Source organism: Sneathiella marina, from assembly GCF_023746535.1.
Lineage (GTDB): Bacteria > Pseudomonadota > Alphaproteobacteria > Sneathiellales > Sneathiellaceae > Sneathiella > Sneathiella marina.
On sequence record NZ_CP098747.1, the window covers coordinates 2595006 to 2612338 of the forward strand.

Here is a 17333-nt window from a genome sequence, read left to right on the forward strand (position 1 = left end):
TCGAACCGTAACGTAACCCATTAAAAACGGATAAGGAATGCAGGATATAAAAAACCTGAAAAAATTTCCGTTTGCCGACGAAGTAACGGATCTGCCCGCCGTCAGTGATCAACAATCATTAAAGATTGGGATGGAAGAATGGGACAACCTGATATCCGCCTCACCGGAATGGGCAAATTTTGCCAACGCATTTCAAGACAGCACAACCAATTTGAAAATTTTGCAGTCCGTTTTTGGCAATAGTCCCTATCTCAGCCAGTGCCTGCAGTCAAACATCCCTTTCTTTCAGCATCTTATGTACGAAGGGTCAGATGCCGCATTATCACTTATATATAGCGACCTGGATGCAAAGGTAAGTCCACGCAGCGATAAAAACGAAATCATGTCCGTTTTGCGCAAGGCGAAACAGCAAATAGCGCTGCTGACGGCCCTTTGCGACATGGGGCATGTTTGGCCATTAATGCAGATCACTCGCGTATTATCGGATTTTGCCGGATGCGCAGTCGAGATCTGTTGTCGGCATTTGCTCACTATGGCGGCGGAAAAAGGCGAATTCACGCTCCCGGACATTGAGGACCCAACCAGAGAAAGCGGCCTTGTTATTCTTGGAATGGGGAAACTTGGAGCCAACGAGCTCAACTATTCAAGCGACATAGATTTAATTGTCTTGTTTGACGCAGAAAAGATTGATTATACAGGCCGTCGCAGCCTTCAGGACTGCTTCGTTAAAATTGCCCGGGACCTTGTACAGATGATGCAGGACCGTACCGCCGGCGGCTATGTCTTTCGAACGGATCTGAGGTTACGGCCTGACCCCGGTGCGACGCCCATCGCTTTGTCTTTCGCCGGGGCCCATGTCTATTATGAAAGCCAGGGACAGAACTGGGAACGGGCGGCCATGATCAAGGTTCGCCCCATCGCCGGTGACCTGGTTGCCGGCGCGGATTTCGTCGAATTTCTGGTCCCCTTTGTCTGGCGGAAATCCATGGATTTTGCCGCCATAGAAGACATACAGGCGATAAAGACACAAATTCATGCCCATAAAGGATTTGCCGAAATTTCCCTGGCTGGCCATAACATCAAAATCGGACGCGGCGGCATTCGCGAAATCGAGTTTTTCTGCCAGACCCAACAATTGATCGAAGGCGGGCGACATCCTCAGCTCCGAACTCCGAAAACGCTGGATACCTTGGATCAACTGGCAGATTTCGAGAAAATATCTGAAACAGTTCGCGACGATTTAAGGGATGCCTATGTGTTTTTGCGGACCCTTGAACATCGATTACAAATGATCAATGACGAGCAAACCCAAACACTCCCGGAATCCCAGGTCGAATTCGATCAATTGGGTGTTTTTATGGGATATGATGACCCTGAGACTTTCCGTAGTACTTTATTGTCAACTCTGACTTGCGTGAAAGGCCATTACGACAATCTGTTCAGGTTTGAAGAAACCCCGGAAAGAACGGCGGGCCGGCTTGTCTTTACCGGCTCCGACGATGATCCTGAAACACTCAAATCCCTGTCGGCCCTCGGCTTTACGGATGTTGGTCAACTGTCCCAGACAGTACGGGACTGGCATCATGGACGATATCGCGCGACCCGCACAGTCAGGGCACAGCAAATTCTGACGACCCTTATGCCGACACTGCTGGAAGCGCTGGGAAATACCAGCAATCCGGATGCCGCATTCGTTCGGTTCGACACGTTTTTGAAAAAGTTACCGGCGGGTATTCAGCTGTTCTCTTTATTCAAAGCCTATCCCAGCTTGCTGGAACTGGTGGCGCGAATTATGGGTATGGCACCCGAGCTGGCCGATAATCTGGCTCAGAACCCGACTTTGCTGGACGGTGTCCTGACGACTGACTTCCTGTCGCCCCTTCCGCCCCGACCGGAGTTGGAAGAGGATCTGTCACTTATCCTGTCTACTGCGCGGGACTTTCAGGATATTCTTGATCTGTCCAGACGCTGGGCCAATGATCTTAAATTCCGTGTGGGCGTCCAGATACTGGACAACATGGATCATGTCAGCGGAACAGGGGCAACGGTTGCTGCCGGCATTCCCTTGTCCAACATCGCCGAAGTCTTGTTGAACCGTCTTTATCCTCTGGTTTTAGCGGATCTGGCCCAAAAACACGGCATCGTTGAAGGCGGGGAATTTGCGGTGCTTGGCATGGGCAAGTTTGGCAGCCGGCAGTTGATGCCCCGTTCTGACCTGGATCTGGTTTTCATATTTGACACCCCTGAAGACGATATGATGACCAATGGCGAGAAGCCTATTTCTGCCGGTCTTTTTTATACACGGATCAGCCAGCGCTTTATAAATGCGTTGAGCGCCCTCACCAGTGAAGGAGCGTTGTATGAAGTGGATATGCGCTTGCGGCCTCATGGAAAATCAGGACCCATCGCCCTGAACCTTGCGGCATTTCAGAAATATTATGAAGAAGATGCCTGGACCTGGGAGCATATGGCCCTTACCCGCAGCCGAATTGTCGGGGGAGATGCGAGCTTGCGAAAAAGGGCGGATGCGGTTCTGTTGAAACTGAATAGCATGAAACGTGATCCCGCAAAATTGAAGCAGGATATTCAAAGCATGCGGGAACGGGTTCATAAAGAACATTCCGATGGCTCTCTGTGGTCCTTGAAACATGCTGTGGGCGGTCTTATGGACCTTGAGTTTCTGTGCCAGTATTTTCGTTTGCTGCACGGTCATTCCCAACCGGAAATATTGATTCCCAACACGGTTCAGTGTTTTTTAAAACTGGCCGAGCTCAAGCTACTGCCGGAAGAGGAAACTGCAGAACTGGTTCGGGCTGGCCGTCTGTATCTGAACATCATGGGTTTGCTGCAACTTTGCCTTGGAAGCCGGAAAATGAACGATGACGCCCCCCTTGCCCTGCGATCCGCCCTGGCAAAGGTTTGTGGTTCCAATGAGTATGAAACTCTAAAAAACAAACTATCCGCCGCGCAAAGCTATGTGGATGATCGCATCACATATTATTTAAGCTCGTAATACAGGAAATGGAAAACATGGATATTGGAAACCCCGCCCCTGACTTCACAATGTCGACGGATACCGCTGGTGAAATTAGCCTTCGGGGCCTTGCAGGGCAAAAATTCGTTCTTTATTTTTACCCCAAAGACGATACTCCCGGCTGCACGAAGGAAGCCATTGGATTTACGGAAAGCGCGGCGGAATTCGAAAAATTGGGTGTTCAGGTCATCGGCGTCTCCAAGGATACTATCGCAAAGCATGCAAAATTCAGGACAAAACATAATTTGTCAGTCCTGTTGGCATCCGATGAGGATGGCACAACTTGCGAAGCCTTTGGTGTCTGGGTGGAAAAGAACATGTATGGCCGAAAATATATGGGGATAGAACGCGCAACATTCCTCGTTGATGGTGAGGGTGTTCTTCGCTCTATCTGGCGGAAGGTTAAGGTAAAAGGTCATGTAGAGGCTGTCCTTGCCGCCGCCGCGGATCTTTGATGCTGTCCATTGCGGAACTTGCCGACGGCGTTTTACAAGCTGTTGAAGGCGCAGACAAGGCAACGAAAAGCCGAGAGGCTGCGGAAGCCTGGCGAAATTCCAACGGAGTGATGCCTGTTGGCAAGGGATCGCCGCCTGACAGACCTTCCCGACCTTCAAAGCCTGATTTATTGCCCCCGAATGAAATGCCGCGCAGACGCGGGCAATCGGATGACGCCAAGGCCGCCCTGCTCCACGCCGTCCTTCATATTGAGCTCAATGCCATCGATCTGGCCTGGGATATGATTGCGCGTTTCACCCATCTCGGACTGCCAAGGCAATTTTATGATGACTGGGTAAAAGTAGGCGATGAAGAAGCCAAGCATTTTACGCTTCTGGCAACGCGCTTGCGACAACTCGGCTATGGATACGGTGATTTTCCGGCTCATGACGGGCTATGGGAGGCGGCCCTTTCAACCAAGAATGATTTTGCCGCCCGCCTCGCTATTGTTCCCATGGTTTTGGAGGCTCGAGGATTGGATGTCACCCCCGCCATGATCACCCGATTCGGGAAAATGGGTGACACAGATAGCGTCGACGTGCTTAAAATAATCTTAAAGGAAGAGGTCGGCCATGTCGCAATTGGCACCCGTTGGTTTCAATATTACTGCGACAGCCAGAATTTAAACGCGGAGGAATTCTGGCAACAAATGGTTCGGAAATTCTTTAAAGGCCTTTTAAAACCTCCGTTTAACACGGACGCGAGAAGTCTGGCCGGACTACCACCAGAATACTATCTTCCGTTAGCAAAAATTGACCCAATAAAAGCGACAAAAAAAGGGTAAATTTTAGCGACGGGTTTGCCGGTTGATGTTAACAAAAAAATCAGTTTTATTAAGATACATTGTTGCAAACTAAATCGACAAATTTATCAAATCAGGATGAACGACATGAAGCTGAAGGCCGTACTGGATAAAATATTTACGGACCGTCAGATCATCATCAGTACGCGCGGGCAACTTAAATATTTCCGCCTTGGTGTATCAGCGCAAGTGATGGCAATGACCGTCGCCGCAGGTTTTAGCGGCATGTTCATTTACTATTTGGCAACAGAAACCTCCCAGGAAAAACAACTGGTCGCCCAGACTGCGCAGCTGTTTAAACTGAAAAACCAATATGAAACCGCTTATGCTGATTTACAGCTGACCAGCACCACATTGGAAGCCACACAAAACGAGCTCGATCAGCAATATGCCCGACTGGAAGGCATGCTTGCAGAGCGCAAGAATGTGGAATCTGCTCTGAAGTTGGCGTCCAAGGCAAAAAAATCATCGAAGGAACTAACCCCGGAAGAACGCGTCCGCGCCCTCGGTGAAAGTCTGCATGCCAGCAACGCCCAGCGTGAACAGCTTGAACTTGAGGTCATGCAGATCAATAAGGTTCTCTTTCAAACGGCGCAGCAACGGGATCAGGCCGCGAATGAACGCTTGAAAACCGAGCAGAAGCTTTCCAGCCTGCGGACGGTTCTCAATATGTATGCATCGACCAAGGATGAGATTTATTCCGAACTTCAGGAAACAAAAAAGGAATTTGCCCGGCTACAATTTGACCGACAGGAAAAAATTGATACCGAGTCCCGGCTGTCGAATGAAATTACTGGTCTGAAATCCCGACTGACCAATATTTCATCAGAAAACAGGGATCTGATTGCCCGGGTTAATGACCGCGCCCATGAAAGCATCATGGCGCTGAAAGAAGTCATTTCAATTACCGGCCTCGATTCCGAAAAAATATTGGGGATAAATGAAATACTAGGACAAGGTGGCCCCCACATGGACTTCCAGCCCGTCGGTGATTTGTTACAGATGGAGCAGGATTTTTACGAAGAGGCCCAAAAAATGGAAGCCAGCCTCGCTCGCTGGGAATCCTTGCAAATCATATTAAAGCACATTCCTCTCGCACGGCCCGTCGATGTTGGGTATGTCACGTCGCGCTATGGAAAACGCCGTGACCCCATGACCAAACGCAAAGCGCATCATTCCGGCGTTGATATAGCAGGCCCGAAAAACTCAAAAATTCTGGCGACGGCACCCGGTGTTGTTACTTTCGTCGGCACGAATGGTGCGTATGGCCGGATGGTCACAATTGATCACGGCAAGGGTTTTAAAACCCGCTATGGCCATCTTAAGAAAGCCGTCGTCAAAAAAGGCGACAAGATAGATTTCAGAACACAAATTGGCGTTATGGGCTCCACCGGTCGAAGCACCGGACGGCATGTTCATTACGAAGTTATATATGAAGGAAAGCATCGGGATCCGGTGAAATTTTTCAAAGCCGGAAAATACGCGTTCAAAGTGACGCCAAAAATCCAGGAAGCTTCCAACAAATAACTTTTAAAGCGAGGTTGTAGATGTTTTCCAACAACAACAAGACAGAAACGAAAATCAGCAAAATGAATTCAATGCCGTCAATTATCAGCGAAAGTCTTACCATCGAAGGCAACCTTATCTCGGAAGGTGAGGTTCAAATAGACGGCACCGTGAACGGTGATGTGGCCGCCGCCAACCTGACAGTTGGCCAATCTGCTGTTATCAATGGTGAAATCGATGCTGGCGTTCTGACTATTCGCGGATGTGTGGATGGCCGGATCAAGGGTGAGGAAATTTCGATTATGTCGACAGCAACCGTTAGAGGCGACGTCATCCATACTTCATTGAGTATAGAACCCGGCGCAAAAATCGATGGTCATTTACAGCATAATGATAACCCGCGGGATTTGCCGCAAACGGTTTCCTATCTCGACAAGGCCGAGGCCAGCGGAACAGACAGCTGAAATCTCCTAGTTCAGCTAAACCGAAAAAGGCCCGCAGAAATGCGGGCCTTTTTTGCTGGTTTTTATGTCTCAGGATTAACCGACAATTTCGGAACCGGAGAAGAAATAGGCGATTTCAATAGCCGCATTCTCGGCGCTATCGGAACCATGTGCAGAATTAGCTTCGATATTTTCCGCGAATGTCGCCCGGATTGTACCTTCTGCCGCTTCCGCCGGGTTTGTTGCGCCCATGACTTCGCGATTGCGTGCGATGGCATTTTCGCCTTCCAGTACCTGTACAACGACGGGGCCGGATGTCATGAATTCAACAAGGTCGTTGAAGAAAGGCCGCTCTTTATGAACACCATAAAATGTTTCTGCATCAAGGCGGGTCATCACGATCCGCTTCTGGGCCACAATCCGCAAGCCGGCTTCTTCCAGCATGGCGTTGACTTTGCCAGTTAGGTTGCGACGGGTCGCATCTGGTTTAACAATTGAGAAAGTACGTTCTAGAGCCATTATTTTACCTACGGTTAAATCGAAAAAAGGAATATTGCGCGCCTTATAGCGGGGATGGTGCGGCTCGGCAACCTAATTGATCCTTTTTCCCCGAATTCTGGAATTTTCAGCCTTCGCACCGGCCCCGCTTTCTGATAGAGAGTGCCCCATGCTTCAAATTAAAGACATTACATACCGTATCGCGGGACGCATCTTGCTGGAAAATGCCTCCTTGCATGTTCCGGTTGGACATAAATTTGGCCTGATTGGTCGTAACGGAACGGGCAAATCCACTTTGCTCAAACTGATCATCGGTGAAATCCAGCAGGATGACGGGACTATCGAGCTTCGAAATGGGGCCCGCCTCGGTGTCTTGCCGCAAGAAGCGCCGTCTGGTCCGGAAAGTTTACTGGAAGCCGTTCTGAGTGCAGACATTGAGCGGACCCGCTTGATGGCAGAAGCGGAAACAGCAACAGATGCCCACCGTATTTCAGAAATTCATGTACGTCTGGCGGATATCGATGCTCATACGGCTGAATCCCGAGCGGCTAAAATTCTATCGGGCCTTGGCTTTGACCATGAAGCCCAGCAACGATCCTGTTCGTCTTTTTCAGGGGGTTGGCGAACGCGTGTCGCTTTGGCAGGAACATTATTTTCGGAACCGGATTTGCTGTTGCTTGATGAACCCAGCAACTATCTGGACCTGGAAGCAACGCTCTGGCTGGAAAGTTTTCTGCGCAATTATCAACGAACGCTGATTATTGTCAGCCATGACCGCGACCTTTTGAACAATGTCGTCACGACGATCGCCCATCTGGATAACCTGAAGCTGGTCAAATATACCGGTAATTACGACTTCTTCGAGAAAACACGCCGTCAGCAACTTGAACTTCTGAGCGGCATGCAACGCAAGCAGGACGCCCAGCGCAAGCATCTGCAATCCTTTGTCGATCGCTTCCGGGCCAAAGCCTCAAAAGCCCGTCAGGCGCAAAGCCGTGTCAAAATGCTGGAGAAACTGAAACCCGTCGCCGCCATGATGGAAGAGCATACGGCTAATTTCAGATTCCCAGAGCCCGACGAGCTTTCGTCACCAATTATTTCCATGGAGGGCTGCTCCGTTGGCTATCAGCAGGATGTGTCAATCTTACGAGATCTGAGTTTGCGCATCGATATGGATGACCGCATTGCCCTACTCGGCTCAAACGGAAATGGAAAATCGACTTTCGCAAAGCTGCTGGCAAACCGGCTGCAACCCCAATCCGGACATTTACAAAAATCCAATAAGCTTAAAATCGGGTTTTTCGGCCAACATCAGCTGGATGAAATGTCTGCGGAACAAACGGCTTACCAGCATTTGGCCGCAAAAATGGATAACGGCAAAGAATCCCAGGTCCGAGCGAGATTAGGCCAATTCGGATTTTCCCGCGATAAAACTGATGTTGCCGTGCAAAAACTGTCCGGCGGTGAAAAAGCACGCCTGAATTTCTGCTTGCTGGCGCAGGACAAACCGCATCTCCTTATCCTCGACGAACCGACAAACCATCTTGATGTGGACAGCCGGGAAGCTCTGATACAGGGCCTCAACGATTACGAAGGGGCCGTGTTGTTAATCAGCCATGATCCGCATTTAGTCAGTTTGGTTGCCGACCGCCTATGGCTGGTCAGCGATGGCGGTGTGCATCCGTTCGAAGGAGACATGACTGATTATAAAAAGCTGGTGCTCGAAGCGGCCAGGTCCGGCAATGGTACGCGTAAGTTAAATGCGCTTACCGACAACGAGCCTGCCAAACCACGGCTTTCAGGCAAAGAAGCGCGCAAAGCTCGTGCGGCCGCACGCGCGGCCCTCGCCCCAAAACGAGCTGAAGTGAAGAAGCTCGAAAAATCCATGCAGGATATCGCTGCAAAGCAGGCGAGGCTTGAAACCGAGCTGGCCGATCCGGCGACGTACGATAAGGGGCCGGAACACCAGGCCAAGCTAAGTGATGCCATCGGCCGCCTTAAATCACAGCTTGCGAATGCAGAAGAGGACTGGATGGAAGCCCATGAGGAACTGGAACAGCTGGAGCAAGCCTGATTAACCCCCTGCGTTACTCAGGCGCACACCGGTAAAGTCACTTTCAAATTCCTGCATCGGTTTTTTATCAATGACATTGACATCCACATCCAATGGATAGATTCCACCTTTAAATTTCCCTGTAACAGTTTGAAATTTATCGTCAAAGTTAAATTTCATATCGACTATACCAATTCCCTTGTTATCGTAATCAAAGCTGATAATTCGAACTGAGATTTGGTGATCTCCCGTTTGTTTCCATACGCCAGCTCCTGGGAAATAGGAATATTTCTTTTGGTCAGCCGCGCTCCAGATGACAGATCCAAATTCTGTAAAGGTGTAGCTGGAGCGATCGGTTTCGCTATGCTGGTCCAGGATATAGGTTCCTTCAATACTCCGGCCGAAACTAAATTTCTCCTCGGCGGAAGCCGTACCGTATATCGCTGGCGTTACCAAAGTTACTGAAAATACAAAAAATACCAATGTAAGTAGATTTAATTTATAGGTCAAAATACCAATTCCCTTCGATTAAAAAATTTATTCCCTTTCAAATTTTTCAGGCCTTTTTCTGCCAGCCTGTTTCAGTTTGCTGAAAGTAACTTACCGGCACATCTTCATCTTTCAGCAATTTCCATCGTGCGCGAGCGGCGTCAAGAGCGGTTTCATCATTCCCGTCGAACATATAGAGACAGCGATCAAAACTGCCAATATCAGGAGATTCCGCATCCTCTACCAAAACCAGGACGTCCGCGTTATTGAGGTTTTGATCCGGAGTTAATGTCAAAAGAATTGGTTGCGACGCCACCTCAACATCATCTTGCGCGATCGCATGAGGTAAAAAGGACGACGGATTAGCAGACCAAAGACATTCATCCAATTCAATCAGGCAATCTTCCGTGCGACCGCGGACAAGAGCTGTCATCTGCTGCTCATATACCTTTTCCAGCAATCGCGGCAGTGCCCGGCTTAATGGATCCGCTTGCAAGTGATAAAAATTAACATTTGTCACAGCCGGCGCCGCTACCCTTCGTAATTATCCTGGACGAATTGATTGAGAAGCCGCACACCGTATCCTGTACCGCCTTTTGGAACGGTTGGCTTGTCTTGTTTTGACCATGCCATACCGGCAATATCCAGGTGAACCCAAGGCACATCATTCACGAACTTTTTCAGAAACTCCGCAGCAACGATCGACCCTGCGCCCCGTCCACCTGTTCCGATATTCTGTAAATCAGCAATAGGGGATTTGGTTTGCTTGGCATAGTTAGATGACATCGGAAAGCGCCAGACACCTTCATCTACCGTTTGTCCGGCTTTGTAAAGTTTGTCGGATAAATCATCATCATTGGAAAATAAACCGGCATTTTCATGTCCAAGTGCAATAATGATGGCGCCAGTCAGGGTCGCCAGGTCAATCATAAACTCCGGCTTGTATTTTTCTTGGGTATACCAAAGGGCATCAGCCAAGACTAACCGCCCTTCCGCATCGGTATTGAGAATTTCAATGGTTTGGCCAGACATTGACTTTACAATATCTCCAGGCCGTTGCGCATTTCCATCTGGCATATTTTCAACCAGACCAACGACACCTATGGCGTTGACCTTGGCTTTTCGCCCTGCAAGTGCCTTCATCAGGCCGGTGACGGTTCCGGCTCCGCCCATATCCCATTTCATCTCTTCCATACCGGGTCCGGGCTTCAAAGAAATACCGCCGGTATCGAAGCAAACTCCCTTGCCAACAAATGCCAGGGGTTTCTTGGAGGCGCCTTTACGGGTATCACCTGTCCATTTCATAACAACCAGTCGGCTTTCCCGTCGGGACCCCTGCCCGACCCCCAGTAAAGCGCCCATTCCAAGCCGCTTCATTTTGGCTTCGTCGAGAATTTCCACTTTAATGCCCAGGCTTGTCAGCTCCTTACAACGGTCGGCGAAGCTTTCCGGATACAGCTCGTTCGCCGGTTCACTTACCAGATCCCTGGTCAAAAATACGCCCTCAGCCAGCGCTTCCAGATCAGCAAATGCCTTTCGGGCGGCGGCGGCCCCTTTGCAAGCCACCGTCATGCGCTTCAAGGTCGGCTCCGAACTATCATCCGTATCGGTTTTATATTTCTGGAATCGATAGGATCCAAGTTTTGCGCCAAAAGCCAGGGACGCAGCAGCATCGACAGCCTTGATACCGGGTGATTTAATATTATCCAAAACAACGGTTACATTTTGAACCCCTGAGCTATTCAGCTTTTTGACGAGGTTACCGCCAAGATTTTCCGCATCAATTCGAGAAAGCTCTGCCAGATCTCCCAATCCAAACAAGAGCACGCCGGAAACCTCAAGTCCCGCTGGTGCGAGAATTTCCAAAAGCTCGCCCTTTTTGCCACTGAAACGGCTGTTTTTCACCGCGGCCGACAAGGCTCCCTTCGTTTTTTTATCTAGTGCTGAAGCCGTTGCGGATAACGTACTGCCTGCGGATACAGCGACGGCAATAGTACCTCGTTTCGGTATGGAGATTTCTGAAAAAGCGAACTTCATAAGTTTACCCTGTTATAGATTGTGAGTAATGGAGAAGGAATAGTCGTTAAATCGGTATATTTTTCATACCCTAGCCAGCCGCTACTGGCAACATACAAACAATTTCATGGAGCCAAATCAGTCATCTAATCCAGTCCATTCTGTATTTTCATCAGGTTCCGTCTAGCGCAATCATTTTCTATCGCTATACTCGCCCTTATGAAAAATATAAACCGTTATATAATGAAGCAATTGGCCGTTCCGATGCTTTTCATAACGTTCTCTCTGACAGGCGTGATCTGGCTTTCCCAGTCGCTGAAGTTTGTTGAGAAATTGATTAATGGTTTGCCGGTATCGACATTTCTCTATTTATCGATTTTACTCCTTCCGGGCATCTTGAAATACACGCTTTTGCTCGGTATTTTTTTTGGAACGCTTTTCGCCTTCAACAAACTTTATTCGGATTCGGAGTTGATCGTTATGTGGTCAGCAGGGCTGAGTAAATGGGCTCTCGCCCGCCCTGCAATATACTTAGCGCTTCTGACAGCTCTTGCTTTGTACTTTCTCGGATTTCTACTAACCCCCTATGGCGTCAGAACAGTAGACGAACTCAGGCTTAAATGGCAGGATTCTCTTGCGGCCGTCGTTTTGCGAGAAGGAGTTTTCAACTCACTCACAGGAGGTGTCACGGTTTACATAAGAGAGAAAAGCTCGACGGGTGAATTGCTCGGAATTCTGGTTCATGATGAAAGAGTACGAGACAAACCGGTAACCTATATGGCCGAAAGAGGCGCTTTCATCAAAACTGCGGACGGCCCACGCTTTGTCATGAATACTGGAAACCTGCAGGAAGTAGCTAAAGATGACGCGAAACTCAGCCTTCTGTATTTTGATCAGTACATCCTTGATATCAATCAATTTGAAAAACGAAGTAATGCTGTTTGGTTAAAGCCTGAACATCGTTATCTGATGGAACTAATCAATCCGGAAAACTCGGAACGTATCCAGCGTGAGGGCTGGAAATTGAAAGCGGAACTTCATCAACGACTGGTTTTACCCTTATACGCAATTTGCCTTGTCTTTATCGCTCTTGCCGGAGTCTTGAGCGGCGAATTCAGTCGCCGCGGTCGAGTCAAACGGGTCACCGCATCAGCGGTAATCGGAGTTGCCCTGCTGATCGGTGCAATGGCACTATTCCGTGTTTCGGGTAATAATTCATTGATTACACCAACATTGTATTTTCTACCGATCATTTCTACTATCATCGCTGCCTATCTTGCGGCGGGCGGGCGATTTAAAATTTTCAGCTCGCTTTTCGGTCACGAAGCAATAGTGCCAGAGGAGCCGAAACAATGAGACTCCCGAGCTCGCTTTCAATCTATTTGGGAAAACAGTATCTAAAGAATATCGGCATTATTTTTGGAATTTTAATGACCGTAGTATTCCTCATTGATTTTATTGAGCTTCTGAGACGGGCCGCCGACAAGGACGGCATAAGTCTTTTTGTTATTATTCAAATGGTATTGTTACGCCTGCCTTATCTTGCTCAAAAGCTACTGCCTTTCATTGCCCTATTTGGCGGCATGCTGACGTTTTTTAAACTTACGAAAACCAGCGAGTTGACGGTCATCCGCGCTGCAGGGGTTTCTGTTTGGCAATTTCTCTTGCCCTCAATGTTCATCGCTTTTGGTATCGGAATGTTGATTTTAACTGTCGTCAATCCGATTAGTGCCGCCATGCAGGCCCAATATGGGCAAATGGAATCAAAATATTTTGATAAACGATCAAGTTTTCTAAGCATTTCCCCCAGCGATCTCTGGCTTCGTCAGGTTGACGATGACGGACTTTCCGTTATTCATGCGCGCGGTGCACAAAATCAAGGTATTGATCTGACGGATGTAATTATTTTTGAATATAATACGGATGATATCTTCACCGGACGCATTGATGCCTCTCGGGCCAAACTCTTCCCCGGTTATTGGGAGTTACAAAATGTCGTCATTACGGGGCCAAATAAACCTGCAGAAACAGAATCCTTTATGAAATTGGAAACGTCTCTGACTGTTCATCAAATTCAGGAAAGTTTTGCCTCTCCCAAAACCCTGTCTTTTTGGGATTTACCGGAATTTATAGAAACTCTTGAACTCGCGGGATTCTCCGGTGATCGACATCGTCTTCATTGGTATAGTTTGATGGCAGGCCCTATTCTAATGATTGCGATGGTTCTTGTGGCGGCCACCTTCAGTTTGCGGTCAATTCGTCATGGACATACAAGCCTAATGGTTATTGGTGGTATCGCGACGGGTTTCGTTTTTTACTTTCTCACAGACATTATTTATGCCCTTGGCCTTTCCGGCAGCCTTCCAATCGCTCTTGCCGCCGGCATCCCGGCTATTGCGATAACTTTGTTTGGCCTTGCCATGATGTTTCACCTTGAGGACGGCTGAAACATGAAATCCCTCGCGCGACTATTATTAGCGACTACTTTTCTATGCACCGCATTTGTCCCACATTTTGCTCACGCCGAGAAAACACCGGAACTGGACTTTGCCAAGGAATCCTTATTCAGTGCGAAAAATATTACATACGATAAGGAAGATCAAACCGTAGAGGCGACAGGTGAGGTCGAAGTTGTTCAGGGTGACCGGGTTTTGAAGGCTGACAAGATCATCTATGACATTCCTGGAGATACGATCCGGGCAGAAGGCAATGTCGTTCTGTTGGAGCCAACCGGGGATGTTGTTTTCGCTGAGGAAATGGAGCTACAAAATGAACTTAAAATAGGCGCCATTCGGGATATCCGAATACTATTTTCGGATCAGTCGCGCCTTGCCGCACATGAGGCAATCAAGATGGACGAAAATCGGACTATCATGACGAAAGCTGTCTTTAGTACCTGCCGTTTATGTGAAAAAGATCCCGAACGTCCGGTCTTGTGGCAAGTCAAAGCGGAAGAAGTTGAGCATGATCGCGCGGAGCAATCCGTAACCTATAAAAATGCTGTTTTCGAATTTTTCGGCGTCCCCGTAATGTACACACCGTACTTCTCTCATCCTGATCCGACGGTAGACCGGGAAAGCGGCTTTCTATCCCCGAAAGTTTACGATTCTTCGATCCTTGGCTACGGATTGAAACTTCCTTATTACATTGTGATTTCTGAAGACAAAGACATGACGATCACGCCCAATATCACTACAAAAGAAGGGGTTCAATTAGCTGCGCAATATCGACAAGCGGTCTCGAATGGCCGGTTTAAATTCGACGGATCCGCCACTTATGTTGACGAAAGGAACAATCAAAACGTAACGACTGGCGACAAGGAATTTCAAAGCCATATCCGTGGCGACGGACAGTTCCAAATTGATGATACCTGGCTTTGGGGGTTTGATGTATTCCGTACCTCTAACGATACATATCTGGATAAATACGATATCAGCGATGATGATACCCTAACCTCTAGAGCCTATTTGCAAGGACAGCGAGGAAGGAATTTCTCCGTTTTGAGTGCCTATAGTTTTCAAGGACTGACCGAAGCAGATGTTTCCAGTGAAACACCCTTTGTGCCAGCCTGGTGGGACTATTCTTATGTTGGCGAGCCAAATGATTTTGGTGGTCGTGCCAGTGTAAATATGGACACCCTCCTGATCTATCGGGAAGATAGTCAGGATACCAACAGACTTTCTTTATCTGGCGGTTATCACATCCCTTATACAACGTCGAATGGACAGGTCTTATCCTTTGATACCTCCCTTCGTGGTGATTTATACTATGCGCGAAATATTCTCGCGGATCCATCTGACCCCTCTTCGGGAACCGGACAAAACGCCTTTTCGGCACGGGCTGTTCCTTCTGTCTCTGTGGAATGGAAATATCCCTTTGTACGACAAGCTGGCTCTGTTCGGCAGGTGGTCGAGCCGATTGTCGAAGGGGTTTGGTCTGACGTCATCGGCGATGAAGACACTCCGAATGAGGATAGCCTCAGCTTTGAATTTGATGATACCAACTTGTTTGGATCAAATCGTTTCGCTGGCCTTGATGAAGTTGAAAAGGGTGCGCGGCTAAATTACGGTATTAATATGGGGGTTTACGGCGAATCCGGAGGCTATACAACTTTGCTGGTTGGACAAAGCATCCATAGCGATAAGAATACAAGTTTCCCAGATGGAACCGGCCTAGAAGACCAGTTCTCTGATTTTGTGACGCGGTTGGAAATACGTCCTGCCAGCTACCTACAATTTATTAATCGGACACGAATAAATCATGACAAGCTATCAATTGCGCGCAATGAACTCGATATGAAAGTTGGAACCTCAAAGAATTACTTTGATTTGGGATATGTGTATTTACGTGACGATCCAAACGGATTGACTCAGGATACACGAGAGGAAGTTTATGTTGAGGGCAAGGTAGAAATCGCGGAATTCTGGAGTGCTTACGGAAACTATCGGCGAAATCTTGCAGGGACAGGTAATTCGGTTGATGGCAGAATTGGCATAGAGTATCTCGATGAATGTTTTGGATTTTCTCTGGAATTAAAAAAATCCTTCACTCGGGATAGAGATTTGGAACCCGACACGACGATTGGCTTCAATATCAGATTGCTACCTTTTAATTAATTCCTGAGAAGGTTATTCTTGTCCAACATGATTATGCGTGAAACTTTTACTATATTATATTTATGAAAAACTACATGTCTGCTCTACGTACCTTGTTTAATGCAGCTGCTTTCGCAGGCTTGCTTGCCCTGCCCTCTCCATCTGCAACGGCGCAAGATGTTCAGAATATTGCGGCGATCGTCAATGATGAAATAATTTCCGCCTATGACCTTGATCAGAGAATTTCCCTCACGATACTGATGTCAAGTTTCCCAAATACGGCGGAAACGCGACAGCAACTGGCCAAGCCGACATTGACAAAACTAATTGACGACCGGCTGAAATTGCAAGAAGCGGAGCAATTTAACCTCTCTGTTTCCGACGAAGAGGTTGCGGCGACACTTGAGGACTTCGAAAAAGGCAACAATCTGGCAAGTGGCGAACTCGACAAAATGCTCATTGCACGCGATATTGACTTGTCAACGCTGATTGAGCAGTTTCGCGTCCAGCTCGCCTGGAATAAAATTATACGGCACCGAATAGTTCCACGGATTACCATATCTGACGAAGAGGTCATAGCGGTCCAGCAAAAACTGGAAGCGAACAAAGGTAAAAATGAGTATTTGTTGAGCGAAATATACCTTCCCATAGAAGGCGACACAGATGAAGCAGAATTGCGAAAATCCGCACAAAACCTCGTCGATCAAATTCGCAAAGGTGCACCGTTCGGACGAGCTGCCGCTCAATTCAGTGAAGGATCTACTGCCTCTGCTGGTGGATCCATCGGTTGGATTCTTATCGATGACGTAGAGCCTGAAATTAGCGAGGTTTTGGTCAATTTGCCGGAAAACCGGGTATCTGATCCGATCCGCACTTCTCTTGGTTATTTCATTGTCGCGGTTCAGAAAATTCGTACCGTGATGGAAAATAACCCAGACGACGTTGTTTTCGACTTGACCCAAATTGTCGTTCCCGCAAGTAACGAAGGAGAATTAGCGGGCCCGAGGTCGCAAAAAATTCTGGCTGAATCACTGAGCAAGTTCATCGATGATTGCCGTTATTTACCTGATTTTCTAACCGAAATATCTGGCATCGAATCTGGCAGCGGGAAACTTGGGAAAATTCGGCTCGGTGATTTACCTGATACCATCAAGGAAATTTTACGGGACATGCAGCCGGGACAGGCCAGCGCACCTTATGAAGATGATGGCGTCTATAGAATCTTTGTCGTCTGCGATCGCCAGGATCCGCAAATGTTAAGTGGATCGGAGGATCAAATCCGACAGAATATAATGATACGCCGCGCCGAAAATAGAGCCCGTGGATATTTACAGGACATGCATAATTCGGCGACCATTGAAACACGATAAAAAAGCTGTCAAACATGTCTTTTATTAAACCG

14 protein-coding genes are annotated in these 17333 nt (G+C 48.0%); 10 read left to right on the forward strand and 4 right to left on the reverse strand.

The features are described from left to right. The first annotated feature begins 37 nt into the window (after positions 1–37). The 5 genes from NBZ79_RS12360 to NBZ79_RS12380 all read left to right on the forward strand — a co-directional run bounded on the left by NBZ79_RS12360 (position 38) and on the right by NBZ79_RS12380 (position 6301). Positions 38–3013 carry a bifunctional [glutamine synthetase] adenylyltransferase/[glutamine synthetase]-adenylyl-L-tyrosine phosphorylase gene (locus NBZ79_RS12360; RefSeq protein ID WP_251932742.1) on the forward strand — a complete coding sequence of 992 codons (2976 nt, stop codon included), beginning with the start codon at positions 38–40 and terminating at the stop codon, positions 3011–3013. Positions 3014–3021: 8 nt separating this feature from the next. Beyond that, on the forward strand, positions 3022–3489 hold the full coding sequence (gene bcp, locus NBZ79_RS12365; protein ID WP_420854537.1) for a thioredoxin-dependent thiol peroxidase: 468 nt from the start codon (positions 3022–3024) through the stop codon (positions 3487–3489). Beyond that, on the forward strand, positions 3489–4313 hold the full coding sequence (locus NBZ79_RS12370; protein WP_251932745.1) for a ferritin-like domain-containing protein: 825 nt from the start codon (positions 3489–3491) through the stop codon (positions 4311–4313). Before bcp ends, NBZ79_RS12370 begins: the two co-directional genes overlap by 1 nt. 105 nt (positions 4314–4418) lie before the next feature. Further along, positions 4419–5858 (forward strand): M23 family metallopeptidase, encoded by a 1440-nt coding sequence (locus tag NBZ79_RS12375; protein ID WP_251932747.1) that lies wholly within the window; start codon positions 4419–4421, stop codon positions 5856–5858. A gap of 20 nt (positions 5859–5878) precedes the next feature. Then, entirely contained in the window at positions 5879–6301 is a 423-nt protein-coding gene (locus NBZ79_RS12380; RefSeq protein WP_251932748.1) for a bactofilin family protein, read from the forward strand. Positions 6302–6376: 75 nt separating this feature from the next. Here the strand turns inward: NBZ79_RS12380 and ndk are convergent, their stop codons facing one another. Further along, positions 6377–6799 (reverse strand): nucleoside-diphosphate kinase, encoded by a 423-nt coding sequence (gene ndk, locus NBZ79_RS12385; RefSeq protein ID WP_251932749.1) that lies wholly within the window; start codon positions 6797–6799, stop codon positions 6377–6379. A gap of 148 nt (positions 6800–6947) precedes the next feature. Here ndk and NBZ79_RS12390 point away from each other — a divergent pair, with 148 nt between their 5' ends. Continuing rightward, a complete protein-coding gene (locus NBZ79_RS12390) occupies positions 6948–8852 on the forward strand; it encodes an ABC-F family ATP-binding cassette domain-containing protein (protein WP_251932751.1) in 1905 nt (634 codons plus the stop codon). Here the strand turns inward: NBZ79_RS12390 and NBZ79_RS12395 are convergent, their stop codons facing one another. From NBZ79_RS12395 to NBZ79_RS12405, 3 genes are read right to left on the reverse strand one after another with little or no spacing between them, the layout of a single operon-like run. Further along, positions 8853–9341 (reverse strand): hypothetical protein, encoded by a 489-nt coding sequence (locus NBZ79_RS12395; RefSeq protein WP_251932753.1) that lies wholly within the window; start codon positions 9339–9341, stop codon positions 8853–8855. Between the two features lie 46 nt (positions 9342–9387). Beyond that, positions 9388–9840 (reverse strand): DNA polymerase III subunit chi, encoded by a 453-nt coding sequence (locus NBZ79_RS12400; protein WP_251932754.1) that lies wholly within the window; start codon positions 9838–9840, stop codon positions 9388–9390. An 11-nt stretch (positions 9841–9851) separates the two neighbouring features. Further along, positions 9852–11357 (reverse strand): leucyl aminopeptidase, encoded by a 1506-nt coding sequence (locus NBZ79_RS12405; protein ID WP_251932755.1) that lies wholly within the window; start codon positions 11355–11357, stop codon positions 9852–9854. A 243-nt stretch (positions 11358–11600) separates the two neighbouring features. Here NBZ79_RS12405 and NBZ79_RS12410 point away from each other — a divergent pair, with 243 nt between their 5' ends. From NBZ79_RS12410 to NBZ79_RS12425, 4 genes are all read left to right on the forward strand, one after another. Then, positions 11601–12692: an LptF/LptG family permease gene (locus NBZ79_RS12410; RefSeq protein WP_251932757.1), complete on the forward strand. Its 1092-nt coding sequence runs from the start codon at positions 11601–11603 to the stop codon at positions 12690–12692. Between the two features lie 74 nt (positions 12693–12766). Beyond that, on the forward strand, positions 12767–13783 hold the full coding sequence (gene lptG / locus NBZ79_RS12415) for an LPS export ABC transporter permease LptG (RefSeq protein ID WP_251932758.1): 1017 nt from the start codon (positions 12767–12769) through the stop codon (positions 13781–13783). A gap of 3 nt (positions 13784–13786) precedes the next feature. Then, positions 13787–15952, forward strand: coding sequence for an LPS-assembly protein LptD (locus tag NBZ79_RS12420; RefSeq protein WP_251932760.1), 2166 nt, complete (start codon positions 13787–13789; stop codon positions 15950–15952). 74 nt (positions 15953–16026) lie between these two features. Next, positions 16027–17301 carry a peptidylprolyl isomerase gene (locus NBZ79_RS12425; RefSeq protein WP_251932762.1) on the forward strand — a complete coding sequence of 425 codons (1275 nt, stop codon included), beginning with the start codon at positions 16027–16029 and terminating at the stop codon, positions 17299–17301. The last annotated feature ends 32 nt before the right edge of the window (positions 17302–17333 follow it).

Coding starts and splice junctions, on each gene's coding strand:
- NBZ79_RS12360 (WP_251932742.1), top strand. CDS start 38: ATGCAGGATATAAAAAACCTGAAAAAATTTCCGTTTGCCGACGAAGTA.
- bcp (WP_420854537.1), top strand. CDS start 3,022: ATGGAAAACATGGATATTGGAAACCCCGCCCCTGACTTCACAATGTCG.
- NBZ79_RS12370 (WP_251932745.1), top strand. CDS start 3,489: ATGCTGTCCATTGCGGAACTTGCCGACGGCGTTTTACAAGCTGTTGAA.
- NBZ79_RS12375 (WP_251932747.1), top strand. CDS start 4,419: ATGAAGCTGAAGGCCGTACTGGATAAAATATTTACGGACCGTCAGATC.
- NBZ79_RS12380 (WP_251932748.1), top strand. CDS start 5,879: ATGTTTTCCAACAACAACAAGACAGAAACGAAAATCAGCAAAATGAAT.
- ndk (WP_251932749.1), bottom strand. CDS start 6,799: ATGGCTCTAGAACGTACTTTCTCAATTGTTAAACCAGATGCGACCCGT.
- NBZ79_RS12390 (WP_251932751.1), top strand. CDS start 6,948: ATGCTTCAAATTAAAGACATTACATACCGTATCGCGGGACGCATCTTG.
- NBZ79_RS12405 (WP_251932755.1), bottom strand. CDS start 11,357: ATGAAGTTCGCTTTTTCAGAAATCTCCATACCGAAACGAGGTACTATT.
- NBZ79_RS12410 (WP_251932757.1), top strand. CDS start 11,601: ATGCTTTTCATAACGTTCTCTCTGACAGGCGTGATCTGGCTTTCCCAG.
- lptG (WP_251932758.1), top strand. CDS start 12,767: ATGACCGTAGTATTCCTCATTGATTTTATTGAGCTTCTGAGACGGGCC.
- NBZ79_RS12420 (WP_251932760.1), top strand. CDS start 13,787: ATGAAATCCCTCGCGCGACTATTATTAGCGACTACTTTTCTATGCACC.
- NBZ79_RS12425 (WP_251932762.1), top strand. CDS start 16,027: ATGTCTGCTCTACGTACCTTGTTTAATGCAGCTGCTTTCGCAGGCTTG.